The sequence below is a fragment of the Spirosoma knui genome, assembly GCF_054780635.1.
In genome coordinates this window covers 81,716-96,492 of record NZ_BAAGVY010000009.1, presented here as the reverse complement: position 1 = coordinate 96,492, position 14,777 = coordinate 81,716, and the positions used below count along the sequence as shown (strand labels likewise).

8 protein-coding genes are annotated in these 14,777 nt (G+C 51.8%); all 8 read left to right on the top strand.

Annotated elements, in window-relative coordinates; translation table 11 throughout:
• The first annotated feature begins 158 nt into the window (after positions 1 to 158).
• Positions 159 to 1,199, top strand: coding sequence for a LacI family DNA-binding transcriptional regulator (locus ACYVIY_RS18510; RefSeq protein ID WP_460977876.1), 1,041 nt, complete (start codon positions 159 to 161; stop codon positions 1,197 to 1,199).
• A 52-nt stretch (positions 1,200 to 1,251) separates the two neighbouring features.
• Positions 1,252 to 2,493 (top strand): mandelate racemase/muconate lactonizing enzyme family protein, encoded by a 1,242-nt coding sequence (locus ACYVIY_RS18505; RefSeq protein WP_460977875.1) that lies wholly within the window; start codon positions 1,252 to 1,254, stop codon positions 2,491 to 2,493.
• A 172-nt stretch (positions 2,494 to 2,665) separates the two neighbouring features.
• A complete protein-coding gene (locus ACYVIY_RS18500; protein ID WP_460977874.1) occupies positions 2,666 to 5,800 on the top strand; it encodes a SusC/RagA family TonB-linked outer membrane protein in 3,135 nt (1,044 codons plus the stop codon).
• Between the two features lie 27 nt (positions 5,801 to 5,827).
• Positions 5,828 to 7,363: a SusD/RagB family nutrient-binding outer membrane lipoprotein gene (locus ACYVIY_RS18495; RefSeq protein ID WP_460977873.1), complete on the top strand. Its 1,536-nt coding sequence runs from the start codon at positions 5,828 to 5,830 to the stop codon at positions 7,361 to 7,363.
• 85 nt (positions 7,364 to 7,448) lie between these two features.
• Positions 7,449 to 8,804, top strand: a complete 1,356-nt coding sequence (locus ACYVIY_RS18490; RefSeq protein ID WP_460977872.1) for an enolase C-terminal domain-like protein — start codon at positions 7,449 to 7,451, stop codon at positions 8,802 to 8,804.
• 149 nt (positions 8,805 to 8,953) lie between these two features.
• Entirely contained in the window at positions 8,954 to 10,192 is a 1,239-nt protein-coding gene (dgoD, locus tag ACYVIY_RS18485; RefSeq protein WP_460977871.1) for a galactonate dehydratase, read from the top strand.
• 49 nt (positions 10,193 to 10,241) lie between these two features.
• Positions 10,242 to 13,232 (top strand): SusC/RagA family TonB-linked outer membrane protein, encoded by a 2,991-nt coding sequence (locus ACYVIY_RS18480; RefSeq protein ID WP_460977870.1) that lies wholly within the window; start codon positions 10,242 to 10,244, stop codon positions 13,230 to 13,232.
• A 16-nt stretch (positions 13,233 to 13,248) separates the two neighbouring features.
• A complete protein-coding gene (locus ACYVIY_RS18475; protein WP_460977869.1) occupies positions 13,249 to 14,727 on the top strand; it encodes a RagB/SusD family nutrient uptake outer membrane protein in 1,479 nt (492 codons plus the stop codon).
• Positions 14,728 to 14,777: the final 50 nt, after the last annotated feature.

Genomic DNA, 14,777 nt, shown 5'->3' with positions numbered 1-14,777 from the left:
TCATGGCACGAGTGGGCGTTCATAGCCTGCTTGTGCTTTTTTAATGGCTGGTCATCCAACTAATCTGTGCCGGTTACATTACTTAATCGCTTCATTTTTGCGAAAAAATTTCACAAAATATTTTTTGTTTAAAGGATTAAGCATACTTTTGGTCGTGGATGAATACTAAAAAAACTTCTTTAAAGGATATTGCGCAACAGGCAGGTGTTTCTATAGCCTTAGTGTCGTATGTGCTGAATGGCAAAGAAAAGGAGAGTCGGGTAGGGCAGGAGATCGCCATTAAGATCAGGCAGATTGCCGAGGAACTAAACTACCGGCCGAACCACCTGGCGAAAAGTTTACGAAGCGGAAAAACGCACACCATTGGGTTAATTATTGCCGATATATCGAACCCATTTTTTGCCAATATCGCCCGGGTGGTCGAAGACGAAGCGAAACATTACGGCTACACGGTCATTATCGGTAGCTCCGACGAAAGTGCCGCTAAGTCGCGTGATTTATTGAACGTATTGATCAATAGACAAGTGGACGGCTTCATTATCGTGTCGTCCGAAGGTTCTGAAGAGCAGATTCATTTTCTGAAAGACAAGAACGTACCGTTCGTTTTGTTGGACAGGTATTTTCCCGATATATCAACTGATTTCGTATCCACTGACCATTACAAAGCCGCTTACGATGCTGGCACGCACCTGATCGGGAACGGTTACCAACGGATCGGCATGATTGCCTATGAATCGGAAATGTTCCATATGAAGGAGCGGATCAGAGGCTATACCGAATCACTTACCGATAACGGCATCGTGGTGCAGAAAGACTGGTTGAAAAAGGTTCGAATAAATGACATTGACGGGGGCGTTAAAGTGGCTCTCAAAGCGATGCTTGCCGCTGACCCAGCAGTAGATGCCATAGTATTTGCAACCTATAGCCTGGCCATCAATGGCCTGAAACGTATCAACGAGCTAAAGCTGAACGTGCCGACTGATCTGGCAATAGTCAGCTTCGGCCAGGCTGAGGTATTTGAGCTTTATTATTGTCCGATAACCTACGTAAAGCAACCTATTGTGCGGCTAGGGCAAACTGCCGTTGAGGTGTTGGTTAATAAAATGAAAGGTCAGTTACAGGAACCCGCCCAGATACGTATGGAAGCCGAGTTGATTACCAAAGCGTCTTCAGAAACTAAACAAATGATTTCGATATAGTTTTAGTCTTTTGCTTAATCGTTTAAGCGCCTTCTAAACCGTTAACTTTTTCATGCAACGACGTAATTTCATAAAGTCCGCTTTGATTGGTTCCACCGCCTTGTGGACGGGTATACCAGCGAGTTTAGCCCAAAGCGCACCGAAGCTGAAAATCACCAAAATCCGTTATTACAGTGCACCGGGCTACAATAAGCCGCTTTTTAATCAGGCTCGTGGTATTGTCGAAGTTGAAACTGACGGAGGCATCGTCGGTATTGGTGAAGGTGGCTTCAAAGACGTCATTGAGCAGTGCGCGCAGATGATGATTGGTGAAGATCCGTTCCGCACTGAGCATATCTGGCAAAATGTGTACCGGGGGATGTTTTATCCGCCCGGCCGCGAAAAACTCCATGCGTTAGGTGCCCTCGAAATGGCCCTCTGGGACATTAAAGGCAAGGCGCTCGGCGTTCCGGTGTATGAACTGCTCGGCGGAGCCACGCGGGATTATGTGGAGTGCTATGCAACAGGTTTCCGGGCTTCGAAAGCTAAAACTGAAGAAGAGCGCGCCCGGGATTGTATTGAAGCGGGGCTACGTGCCTACCGGATTGGGCCGACGGGTGGTAATGGCGATCAGCCGTTCGATTTCTACGATAATGCCAAGAAAACCATCGAGTTCTGCAAGCGGATCGATGCGGCCGTAGGCGGTGGGGGCAAGTGGGCCATTGACCTGCACACGCGTTTCGACCTGACGGAAGGAATCAAGATTTGTTCGGCGCTGGAAAATCTGGAGCCTTACTTCATCGAAGATATTGTTCGCTCCGAAAATCCAGGTGTTTATAAGACGGTACGTGCTATGACGAAAGTCCCGATTGCCGTTGGCGAGCAGTTCGGCGACCGCTGGGATATTAATGAACTGATCGAAGATCGCCTGATTGATTACACCCGCGTTACGCTCCCTAATACCGGTGGCCTTTCGGAGCTTAAGAAAATAGCTGCCTTTTGCGAAACGCATTACGTGGGCATGATTCCGCATTTTACGGGCCCGTTGTCGACGGCCGCTTTGGTGCACGTATTAGGCTCCAGCAGCCCGACCCGCTGTTTGATGGAGTTGGCCGGGGGAGAGCCGGAGCGGCCTGCTTACTTTAACGAAGATTACCTGAACTTCAAGAATGGGAAGCTGTATCTGAATCCCAATCCGGGCTTAGGCGTCAAGTTCGATCCGAAGAAAGCCACCTTCGTGATGGAAGTAAAAGAGAAAACCAAGTTCCCACACCCAATCCTGAAAAGTCCCGACGGTGCTATTCATAACTGGTAGGCAGATGCTTTTCGACTCTTATAAAGTCTGCATACAGAACAGAACGATGTTGGTCCGGAAAAACGCTGGCGTGCGTATGTGGATTCCGGCGCTGAGTAATTAACAAGTCAAGTTTTTAATACCCGTTTTACCCTGATGAATTCCTTTCCTATTCCTTTAATCGTTTTCAAAAATGAAAAAATCTTTAATCCTTACCGTATGTCATTTGTGGCTGGGCGTCTGCATTACGTTTGCTCAGACTAATCGAGTGACCGGCCGAGTGACTGGACCTGACAGCCAGGGTTTGCCGGGCGTGAACGTTGTTGTAAATGGGAGTACGACCGGTACGGCTACCGATGCCTCGGGCAATTATACGATTACCGTGTCGGATAATGCTTCGCTGGTCTTCTCGTTTATCAGCTACGTCACGCAGACGGTTCCCGTTAATAATCGCTCGGTGATTAACGTGCAGCTGGTCGAAGACGCAAAGGCGATTGACGAAGTGGTCGTTACGGCGCTCGGTATCAAGCGCGAAGCGAAGACGCTGGGTTACGCAACGGCAACGGTCAATGCCGACCAGATTTCGGTAAACCGCACCAACAACTTTGTGAGCAGTTTGCAGGGAAAAATGGCTGGTGTCAACATTACAACGATGGGTTCGGGACCGGCCGGAACGGCAAAAATCCGGATTCGCGGACAGTCGTCGTTTAGTGGGCAGAACAACCCGCTGATCGTAGTCAACGGCGTTCCCATCGACAACTCCAACTATTCGCTCGGTGGTGACTTTGGTAACCGCGCTATGAACAACTCCGACGGTGGCGACGGCCTATCGTCTATTAACCCCGACGATATCGAAACCATGACCGTCTTGAAAGGCGGTACGGCGGCCGCCCTATACGGCTCCCGCGCGAAGGACGGCGTGGTGATGATCACGACCAAAAGCCGGGGTGTCGGCAAAGGATTCGGCGTTACGTATAACACAAACTTCACTACCGAAACGGCGATGGACTTCACCGATTTTCAGTATGAATACGGACAGGGCGAAGGCGGCTTACGACCTACGGCGGCCAATCCAACATCGGGCGTTTGGAGCTTTGGCGAAAAATTCCAGCCAGGCATGACTCAAACATTATTCGACAACGAAACCTGGCCGTATGAGCCCGTTCGCAACCGGGTGAAACAGTTTTACCGTACCGGTACCAATTTTACCAATACGGTAGCGGTGTCTAACAATGGGCCAAATGGTGGTTTCAACCTTTCGTTCAGCAATACCGACAACAAGGGTATTATGGAGAACAACTCCTTCAATCGGAAGGTGATCAACCTGGGTTTTTCGCAGAACATCAATAGCCGACTGACTGCATCTGGAAACATTAACTATTCGAAAGAAAATAACATCAACCCACCCCAGCTGAACGCACAGGATTTCTCGGTATCGACCGTGGTGTTCACGCTGGCGAACTCCATGCCGTTCGATGCGCTGCGTCAGAACCAGGTCTTACCCAACGGCGATGAATTCGTGTTCTCGCGCTTCCTGGTACGGAACAATCCATACTATTCGATGAATTACCACTTCGAAAATATCCTTCGGGATCGGATTTTCGGCAACCTCGCGCTACGTTACCAATTTACCGACTGGCTCTACATTCAGGGACGTATTGCGCAGGATTATTACGTTCGGAATCAGGACTACAACATTCCGAATGGGTACGCGCCTATCGCCAAAGCGCCTACGGGCTACGTGAACGGTTCGTACACGCAGGACGTACGCCAGAACACCGAACGGAACATCGACTTCATTCTGGGTGGTAATAAAACGTTTGGCAAGATCGGTGTCGACGTAACGCTGGGTGGCAATGCCCGTTACGCCCGCAATGATTACAACAGTGTAACGGTGCAGGATTTCGTGCAGCCGGGCTTATATACCGTAGCGAACGGACGGGTTAAAAATCCAATTTATGCCTTGTCGGAAAAGAAAATCAATTCGCTGTTCGGCTCGGCTACAGTCTCCTATAATGACTACCTCTTCCTGACCGCAACGGCACGTAACGACTGGTTCTCAACGCTGGCCGAATCGAACCGAAGTATTCTGTACCCGTCCGTAACGGGGAGCTTCGTGTTCTCGCAGGCTTTCCCCAAATTACCGGAGTGGATATCGTTCGGCAAAATTCGGGCGGCCTACGCACAGGTCGGTTCTGATAACGTAGCGCCCTATTCGAACGCGCTTTACTATCAGGTCGACAACAACTCGTTCCCAAATCCGGCGGGTCAACTTGTGCCGGTGGGCGGCATAAATGCATCGACAGTTCCTAACAAAAACCTACGCCCACTACGGATCGAGGAAGCTGAAGTTGGTCTAGAGTTGAGACTGTTTAATAACAAATTCGGCTTAGATTTCACGTATTATCACAAAACCACCAATGACCAAATTCTGGCCGCCCAGGTTTCGGATGCTTCCTCCTATACCAGTAAGCTGATCAACGTAGGACGTAGCATGAACCAGGGACTTGAGTTGGCCGTCAACTTCGCGCCGGTGGTTACGAATTCCTTCCGTTGGGATGTCAACGCCAACGTATCCTATAATACGTCGAAAGTGTTGCAATTGGGTCTGTCGCCGAACGATACGGTGATTACGGTGAGCGGTGGCAGTGGCCGGGTGCTGAATCAGGTCGTGGGTAAACCCATCGGGCAGTTGTACACATTCACGTATCTGCGTGATGCGCAGGGGCGTAAAGTGTATGATGCCAACAGCGGGATGCCACTCCGCAACAATACGCTGGTGAATGTGGGTAACGCTTTACCAACCTATTTCGGAGGGATCACCAATACGTTCACCTACCGGGGTATTACGTTATCGGCCCTGATCGATTTCAAACTGGGGCATAAGATGATTACCGGGCGCAACATCAACTACCTGCGTCACGGTCTGTCGAAACGGACCCTGCCCGGCCGCGATGTGGGATACGTGATTGGCGATGGCGTGAACCCGAACGGCGAAGTCAACAAAACCAAAGCCGCCGTACAGCCTTTCTACGAGTCGCTCAACCCGCTGGGTATCCACGAAGATTTTGTGAACAACGCTGGTTTCTGGAAACTGCGTCAGATCACGATCGGCTACGATTTTACTAAACTGCTACCTGAGCGCCTGTTTATCAAAGGCATTAAGCTGAGTGCAGTCGCCAATAATGTCTTGGTCATCAAGAAATGGACCGAGAACATGGACCCTGAAGAAGCTATGGTATCGTCCGACAACTCGGTTGGTCTTGATTTCTGGCCCGGTCTTCCGCCAACCCGTACGATGGGCTTTAACCTCAATGTTCGATTCTAATTCCGGTCGTTATAAAGACTTAAAGTCATGAAAACATATTTCAAATATATTCTTACATTATCGCTCTCGTTGGGTTTGTTGACGAGCTGCGACAAGGGCTTTACGGAGGTCAATACCAACAAGGTTGACCCTACGTCGCTGGCTGCGTCGATGGTGCTGAACAAAGCCATCATCAACACCAGTTACCTCGACGGATTTGGTACGCTGGGCATGCTGACGTATAACTTCGGCATTGTGCAACAGATTATCACGCCCTATGGTAGCTCGCTTTCCGGTGCGAACTACGACCAGGTGAACAACAGCAATACGCCGTTGGTCTGGCAGAATTTCTACCGCAACGTAGTGAAACAGTTGGTGTCCGTGCTCGATCAAACCAAGTCCGATCCACTGCAAATCAATACGTATCAGGCCGCCCGCATCTGGCGCGCGTATGTGTTTATGATCCTGACCGATACGTATGGTGATATTCCTTACACGGAAGCGGGACAGGGGTACACAACCGAAATCATTACCCCCAAATACGACGCGCAACAGGACATCTACAAGGATATTCTGAAAGAGCTTGACGAGGCTTCAACCGCTCTAACCACCGCTCAAGCCGCCGTGGTGACGGATATTCTATATGGTGGCGACGTAGCGAAATGGAAAAAGTTGGGTTACTCGCTCATGCTACGGGCTGGTATGCGCCTGACTAAGGTTGACCCGGCCCTGGCGGGATCGTACGTGAAGAAAGCCGTAGCGGGTGGTGTGTTCCAGTCGAATGCGGACAATTCGACGCTTCGGCATACGTCGCTGTATAACAACTACATCGCCAACCACTTACAAGCCCGCGAGAAAACCAACTTCTACTTGGCTGCTCCCTTCGTCGATTACTTGAAAGCCAATAACGATCCTCGTTTGCCCATTTTTGCGGTACGTTACGTAGGGGCGAAAGGTGGTCAGGAGCAGGTGGCGGCACGAGCCTCGTCGGACCCATCGGTTCAGATCGGGATGCCGATGGGCTATAACGACGTATCGATTGCGAGCACGTTTGCCGCCAACAAGGTCGTGAGTCTGTGGGATTATTCGCAGGTGAACCTCAGTACGGTACTAAAATTGGACTCTCCTGAGTTTCACGTTACGTACGCACAAACCCTGCTCCTTCTGGCCGAAGCGGCTACCCGCGGTTGGGTAACCGGCACGGCGGATGACTATTACACAAAGGGCATTCGGGCCAATCTGGAGCAGATGGCTTCGTATGGTACAACCATACCCGAAGCCTCGATTAAAGCCTATCTGGATGCTCATCCGTATAATGCAGCCAATGGATTAGAGCTGATCAATACACAATACTGGGTAGCTAGCTTCCTGGATGGCAACGAAGCCTGGGCCAATTTCCGGCGTAGCGGTTTCCCGGCTCTAAAGAAAAACCCGTATCCCGGCTCTGAAGTGAAAGGCGACTTCATCCGTCGGCTGCCTTATCCGGATAGTGAGATCATTGTCAACTCGGGCAAACTGAACGAAGCCATCACCCGTCAGGGGCCGAACACATTAGATACCCGCGTGTGGTGGGATAAAAAGTAGGATTTATCCCTTAATCACTTCACCAGAACGAGTGGAGGGGTAAAGCGCCGTCCGTCACGTATTAAACTTATCAAGTCTTTTTCTTATGAATCAACTGGATTACAATCGCCGGGAAACGTTGAAAATGCTTGGCTTCGGCTCATCGGCTGGTATGCTCGGTTTATTTGGGGGCAACTCGACTGCCCAGGCCCAGGAACGTAAAGAGACGCCAGCCTATGCAAAAGGAGCGGCACCCGTTAAAATTAAAAGTGTAAAAGCCATTGCTACGGCTCCGCAGGGCTCAAACCTGATTGTCGTTAAGGTCGAAACCACCGAGCCGGGTCTGTACGGCCTAGGCTGTGCTACCTTCACCCAACGCGCTGCCGCCGTAGTCGTGGCTATCAACTCCTACCTCAATGATTTCTGTGTGGGTAAAGATGTGGATAACATTGAAGACATGTGGCAATCGGCCTATGTAAGCTCGTACTGGCGGAATGGACCGGTATTGAACAACGCGCTGAGTGGTCTGGACCAGGCTCTGTGGGACATTAAAGGCAAACGGGCGGGCATGCCGGTCTACCAACTGCTCGGTGGCAAGGTTCGCTTTGCCGTTCCCTGCTATACCCACGCCGGTGGTAACACGCCCGAAGCGGCCGCCGAGAGTGTGAAGAAGTTCATGGAACAGGGCTTCAAATACATTCGGATTCAACAGGGCGGCTATGGTGCTGTTGGCTCAACCACCGATAAGCCCGACTTCAAAACGGCTAATTTTGGTTACGAAGGTGACGCTTATATGAACGTACAGGGCTATCTAAAATCGGTGCCCAAGATGTTCGACGTAGTACGCAAACAGTGCGGGGAAGAGATCGAACTGCTCCACGACATTCACGAGCGGGTGCAGCCAATGGAAGCCATCAACATGATCAAAAAGCTGGAAGACTACCGGCCGTTCTTTATTGAAGACCCCTTCTCGCCCGAGAACATGAAGTGGTTCGCCCAACTACGGCAAACAACCAGCGTACCTATTGCCATGGGTGAGCTGTTCAACAACATCAATGAATTCAAAGAGCCTATGGTGAACCAGTGGTTCGACTATATCCGGATTCACGTTTCGCAGATCGGGGGCATTACGCCCGCCATGAAAGTAGCCCGGCTGGGCGAGTGGTTCAACGTGCGTACCGCCTGGCACGGACCCGGTGACGTATCGCCGGTAGGACACGCAGCGCACGCGCATATTGACCTGGCCGTCTGGAACTTCGGTATTCAGGAAGCCGTATCGTTTTCCGACAAAATGAAGGACGTATTCAGCGGTTGCCCGACAATGGACAAAGGTTATATGTCGGTAAACGAAGTACCCGGCCTGGGGGTGGATATCAACGAGAAAGAAGCGGCTAAATACCCGATTTCGACCAAGTCGAACTGGCAAGTTCGGAAGATGGATGGTACGATCATTCGGCCTTAATGAACAGCATGACGTTACCCTGGTGTCAGGTTATTAAACCTGACACCACAATGCCTTACATAGGTTGGTAAGTCCACCGTAGACTTGTACTTACCCTTTTTTTTGATAGTTGCTTAAACGATTAAATTAACCGTCAACTGATAACGTGCATGAAAAAAACTGGTATTGTATCCCGCCGAACAGCTATACAATCAGTGTTAGGCGCTGTTGGGGCAAGTATAACGGCTTTGCCCGAAGCGTCGTATGCCCATAACCCAGGTCACTTTGTGGACTATGGTAAAGTGAAGATTACAAAGCTCGAAACCTTTCTGGTAAAGCCCCGGTGGATTTTCCTGAAAATTCATACCGACGTAGGTATTGTTGGTTTAGGCGAACCGCTGCTCGAAGGTCGGGCGCTGACCATTCAAACGGCAATTAAAGAAGTTGAACCGTACTTGCTGGGTAAAGACCCCCGACAAGTTGTGCACCACTGGCAGGCAATTTACCGGCACGCTTTCTACCGGGGTGGACCTATCCTGACGAGCGCCCTGAGCGGCATAGATCATGCTCTGTGGGACATCAAAGGCAAGCTGCTGAATGTACCGGTGTATGAACTGCTGGGCGGACCAACGCGCGATCGGGTTCGGGTATATGGCCGGGCCAGCAACGCCGAGGATATGAAGAAACGGAAGGCGGAAGGCTACACGGTCATTAAGACGGGAGTAGCTAAGAAGAGCCCGGCCAACATCGTTGAGAACCCGAAATTTATTAAGTACGCCATCGACAACTTTGCGTCGTTGCGCGATGCCGGGGGCGACGACATGGACATTGCCATCGATTTTCACGGCGCTATTCCGCCCCAAACCTCAAAGCTTCTCATTAAAGAGCTGGAACCTTATAAACCCATGTTCGTTGAGGAGCCGGTGCAGGCGCAGAACGTAGACATACTGGCTGACATTGCTCGGGGAACACACCTGCCCATTGCCGCTGGCGAGCGCATCTTTACGAAGTGGGGCTTTCGCGAACTGCTCGAAAAGCGGGCGGTTAGCATTGTGCAGCCTGACCTCTGCCATGCCGGGGGCATTACCGAAGGACGTATCATTGCGGGTATGGCTGAAGCGTACTACGTACCCATCGCGCCCCATAACCCAATGGGACCGATCTCGCTGGCAGTAGGGCTCCATCTGGCCGCCAGTGTGCCAAATTTCCTCGTTCAGGAACAGGTTTCGCTAGGCGAAGGCTACCTGAAAAACCCGTTCAAGCTCCAGCAGGATGGCACGGTTCTGATACCACGCGGACCGGGTCTAGGCATTGAACTTGATGAAGCCCAGATGAAAGACAAGATCGGCCACGACTGGAAAAACCCCGAAAGCTACAACGCCCTCGATGGGTCAGTAGTAGACTGGTAATTAATTGTTTACCTATTTAGGAGTTCCTAATCCTTTTTATTAATTACCCATGAAAAACTGTGTAAAGCTTTTTATTTTAGTCTTGCTTTTGTGCCGAAGCTATGCCTTTGCGCAAACCAGTAGGGTGACTGGTAAAGTCACCGGGCCCGACAATCAGGGTCTACCGGGCGTTAACGTACAAGTGAGCGGCACCACGCTGGGTACATCCAGCGATGCCTCCGGCAATTTTGCCCTGAACGTAGCTGGTGACGCGTCGCTCGTATTTTCGAACATCGGTTACGTGAGTCAAACCGTTCCGGTGAACGGACGCAGCGTTATCAATGTGCAACTGGAAGAAGATCAAAAAACACTCAGCGAAGTCGTTGTGGTCGGTTACGGTACGCAGCGTAAAACAGACGTAACGGGGGCCTTAACGGCTATTTCTACGAAAGAATTTGCCCAGCAGCCCGTTACCCGGATCGACCAGGTTCTTCAGGGCCGGGCTGCGGGTGTACAGGTTACCCAAACCAACGGCGCACCCGGTGGTGATGCCCGCATCCGGATTCGTGGTGCCAACTCTGTATTGGGCAATAATGACCCATTATACGTAGTCGACGGGTTTGTGGGAGCCAACTTCAACTTTGTAAATCCCAATGACATCGAAACCATTCAGGTCCTGAAAGACGCAGCCTCTACGTCGATTTACGGTAGCCGGGGGGCTAATGGCGTTGTCATCATCACGACCAAAAGAGGAGCAAAAGGACTCAAAGTGAATTACGAAGGTCAGTTTAGCCTGGCCCAAAACATCAAACGGTACGACGTATTACCCGCTGGTGAATTTGCCGAAATCGTGAATGCCCGCGCTACAGCCGTTGGCTCGGGACTGCCGTTTACTACCGATCAGATTGCCCAGTTCAAGCAGAACGGCGGCACCGACTGGCAGAGCCTGGTTTTCCGGACGGGAAGCGGTCAGCAACACCAGGTTACCTTATCGGGCGGCAGCGACAAGACTACGTTTTTGATTTCTGGTAATTACCTGAATCAGAATGGTATTGTTAATAACAGTGGGTTTAAGCGGTACATTCTTCGCTCGAACATCAACACGCAGATCAACGACAAGCTTTCGCTGCGGCTGAATCTGTGGGGAACGCGCACGCAGAACCACAATACCCTCGATGGCGGTGCTATTGTGCAGGCGCTGGCCTGGGCGCCCACCACACCGGCGTATGGCGCGGATGGCCAGCCTACGTTTACCGACCCAATCGGCTCAGTTTACCGGAATCCCTTGGATTATCTCTACGATCAGTCGGTCGATCAGAACCGAACCGGTTTAAATGTAAATGGGGGGCTGAATTATAAGCTGCCGATTAAGGGCCTCTCGCTCGATTTACAGTACGCGATCAATTACGTAAACGAGCAAAACCTGAACCTGAACGGCAAGCGCCTGTCCAACAACAACCCAACGGCCAGCCGGTATTCTGCTGAATTGCTGACGTTGCAAAACACTAACAACCTGAATTACGAACTCAAGCTGGGCGATCACTCGATCAATGCGGTAGCCGTACTGGAAACGCAGCAGTTCACCAATCAGAACTTTACGGCCAGTGCGTCGGGCTTACGGTTTCCACAGTTAGGATACAACAACATTGGGGGCAATACCGCGGCTACCGTGGGATCGGGGTATCAGAAATGGACGCTGCTCTCGCTGCTGGGGCGGGTCAACTACGGGTTTAAAGACAAATACCTGGTCACGGCAGCGGTTCGTCGGGATGGATCGTCCAAATTTGGCCCGTCGAGCCGGTACAGCGTTTTTCCGTCCGTCGCCCTCGGCTGGCGGTTGTCGGAAGAAGCGTTTATCCAGAAGCTCAACGTATTCAGCAACCTGAAACTACGCGGCAGTTGGGGTATGACGGGCAGCCAGGCCATTAACCCGTACGCTACGTTGTCTACTTACAATACCATCGTTTCGGCGTTCAACAACACGGCCGCAACCGCGGGGGTCATCCTGGGCAACCCCGGTAACCCCGACCTCAAATGGGAAACCACCCGTCAGATTGACGCGGGTCTGGAAATGGAATTCCTGAACGGGCGGATACGGATTGAAGCCGATTATTTCAAGAAAAACACGGTCGATCTGCTTCTGAACGTAGCCATACCGAGCTATGCCGGTGGGGGTACGCAGGCACGTAACGTCGGAGAAATCGAGAACCGGGGATTTGAATTTTCCATTGGCGGTACGCCCGTCGACAACGCCGGATTCCGCTGGGAGACTAACCTGAACTTCTCGACCCTGCAAAACAAAGTAATTAGCCTGGGCGGGCTTCCACGACTGGGTCAGGGTACGGGTGTAGGGGCCGGTATGTCGACAACCAACGAGTTCATGCTGCTGCCGGGTGAGCCGCTAGGTTCCTATTGGGGACTACAGTACCTGGGTACCTGGAAACCCAATGAAGCCGATCAGGCGGCCAAGCAGGGCCGGGTACCGGGCGATCCGCATTATCAGGACCTCAACGGCGACAATGCCATCACGACCGACGATTTCCAGATCATTGGCCGCGCGTTCCCGAAAGCAACCGGTGGCTGGAACAACACCCTTACGTACAAAGGTTTGACCCTGAACGTATTCTTTAACGGCGTATTCGGCGTCGATAAGCTCAACTACACCCGGGCGGCTGCCCTGTCGGGTTCGGGTGACGCTCGCCAGTTCATTCTGTCCGAAATTCGGGACTACTACCGTCCGGGCAACGAAACGTCGAATATTCCAGCCTTTACCCGAACGTATCAACCCTTCACCCAGTCGAGCCGCTTCCTGGAAGACGGCAGCTTCGTTCGGCTGAAAAACGTGAGCCTGTCCTACAACATACCCAGTGGTATCCTGCGCAATAAGGCTAACGTTCGGGTATTCGCCAGCGCGACCAACCTGCTGACGATCACCAAGTACAAAGGACCGGACCCAGAGTCGGCGCGGGTCGGTTCGGGCACCGACACGGCCATCGGCATCGACTACGGTTCTTATCCAAACGCGAAAACCTATACGCTCGGCATCAACCTGGGCTTCTAACCTTCTTTAAGCAACCATGAAAAAATTAGTAATCATTGGCATTGCAGCTCTGCTGACGGCGGGCTGCACCGGTTATCTGGAAGAAGATACAACCGGCTTGTTATACGGCGGTAACGTGCTTTCGACGCAGGACGGGCTTGAATCGGCGCTGACCGGCGCTTACCGGGGCCTGGGTAACCAGTGGGGGTATGGCTTTCTGCATCCATCGGCTACCGCAGCTACCATTGGCAGCGACGACGTAACGACGCACCCGGCGAGTAACAAAGCTGACTGGCGCGAATTCGATCAGTTCAACGTATCGACCACTAACCAGCGTTCGGGCGCGGTGTATAATGGCTGCTACAAAGCCATTCAGGGGGCGAACAATGTGATCAATAACTACCAGAAAACGGTCGGTACCAAAGCCACGATCGACATCATTGCGGGCGAAGCGCACTTCATCCGGGCGTTCTCGTACTACTGGCTAACCCGCTTTTACGGCAATATTCCGCTGATTACGGTGGGCGAATATTCGGCGGACCTGCTTACGGTTAAAAAATCGACACCGGCTGAGGTATACGCGCTGATCGTTGAAGATTTGAAAAAAGCGGAAACGATGCTGCCGAACACCCGGCGCGATCCGGGTCGGCCCAATGCCGGTTCAGCAAAGGCGTATCTGGCCGATGTGTACCTGACCATGGCGGGCTGGCCGCTCAAGCAAACCGACAAATACGATCTGGCCGCGGCCAAAGCCAAAGAAGTGATCGACAACAGCACCAAATACGGGTTTGCCTTACTGCCTACGTTTGCGGAGGTATTTGCGAATGATCCGGCGGTGGCTATTCTTCCAGAGTCAGTTTTCCAGATCAACGGATTTACGGGTGGCAGCGGAACGGCCAACGCTACGTATGGAAATACAACCATGCCGGGTGAAGAAGGCGGTTGGGACGATATGTTTGCTGAACTCAACTTCTTCCGTGATTTCCCCGAAGGACCCCGCAAAGACGCCACTTTCCGGACGCAGTTTGGCCTTGGTGCCACGACAATTCCCTGGCAGCAAAGCCTGACGAAGCACCCGTACTACAAAAAGTGGTATATTAAAGGTAATGTCGTTACGTCCAGCAGTTCGCTACCATCGGTTATGATGCGCTATCCACACGTCTTGACGGTATATGCCGAAGCTAAAGCACGGGGCACGGGTGGCCCCGATCAGGCGGCTTACGATGCCCTTAACAAGGTACGATTGCGCGGTCGGGCGGCCGGAGCCAAGTCGTTGTCGCCAGCCGATGGCCTTTCGTCGGCTCAGTTTGCCGACGAAGTGGTGCAGGAGCGGGCCTGGGAATTTGCCTGTGAATACACGCGCTGGTTTGACCTGATCCGGCTCGAAAAAGTGGAAGAGGCCAATGCGAAAAAGAGCCCTGAGGACCTTCAACCCATCAAGCCCATTACCAAAGCGAATTATTGGTTCACGTTGCCGTACTCAGATACGTCTATCAACCCAAATTTGAATCAATAAGTAATAGTTATCCACATCGGGTTGTCTAAATAGGGCTCGATGTGGATAAC

Excerpts from the sequence above, each read along its gene's own strand:
- ACYVIY_RS18505 (WP_460977875.1), top strand. The coding sequence starts at position 1,252 with ATGCAACGACGTAATTTCATAAAGTCCGCTTTGATTGGTTCCACCGCC.
- ACYVIY_RS18500 (WP_460977874.1), top strand. The coding sequence starts at position 2,666 with ATGAAAAAATCTTTAATCCTTACCGTATGTCATTTGTGGCTGGGCGTC.
- ACYVIY_RS18480 (WP_460977870.1), top strand. The coding sequence starts at position 10,242 with ATGAAAAACTGTGTAAAGCTTTTTATTTTAGTCTTGCTTTTGTGCCGA.
- ACYVIY_RS18510 (WP_460977876.1), top strand. The coding sequence starts at position 159 with ATGAATACTAAAAAAACTTCTTTAAAGGATATTGCGCAACAGGCAGGT.
- ACYVIY_RS18490 (WP_460977872.1), top strand. The coding sequence starts at position 7,449 with ATGAATCAACTGGATTACAATCGCCGGGAAACGTTGAAAATGCTTGGC.
- dgoD (WP_460977871.1), top strand. The coding sequence starts at position 8,954 with ATGAAAAAAACTGGTATTGTATCCCGCCGAACAGCTATACAATCAGTG.
- ACYVIY_RS18475 (WP_460977869.1), top strand. The coding sequence starts at position 13,249 with ATGAAAAAATTAGTAATCATTGGCATTGCAGCTCTGCTGACGGCGGGC.
- ACYVIY_RS18495 (WP_460977873.1), top strand. The coding sequence starts at position 5,828 with ATGAAAACATATTTCAAATATATTCTTACATTATCGCTCTCGTTGGGT.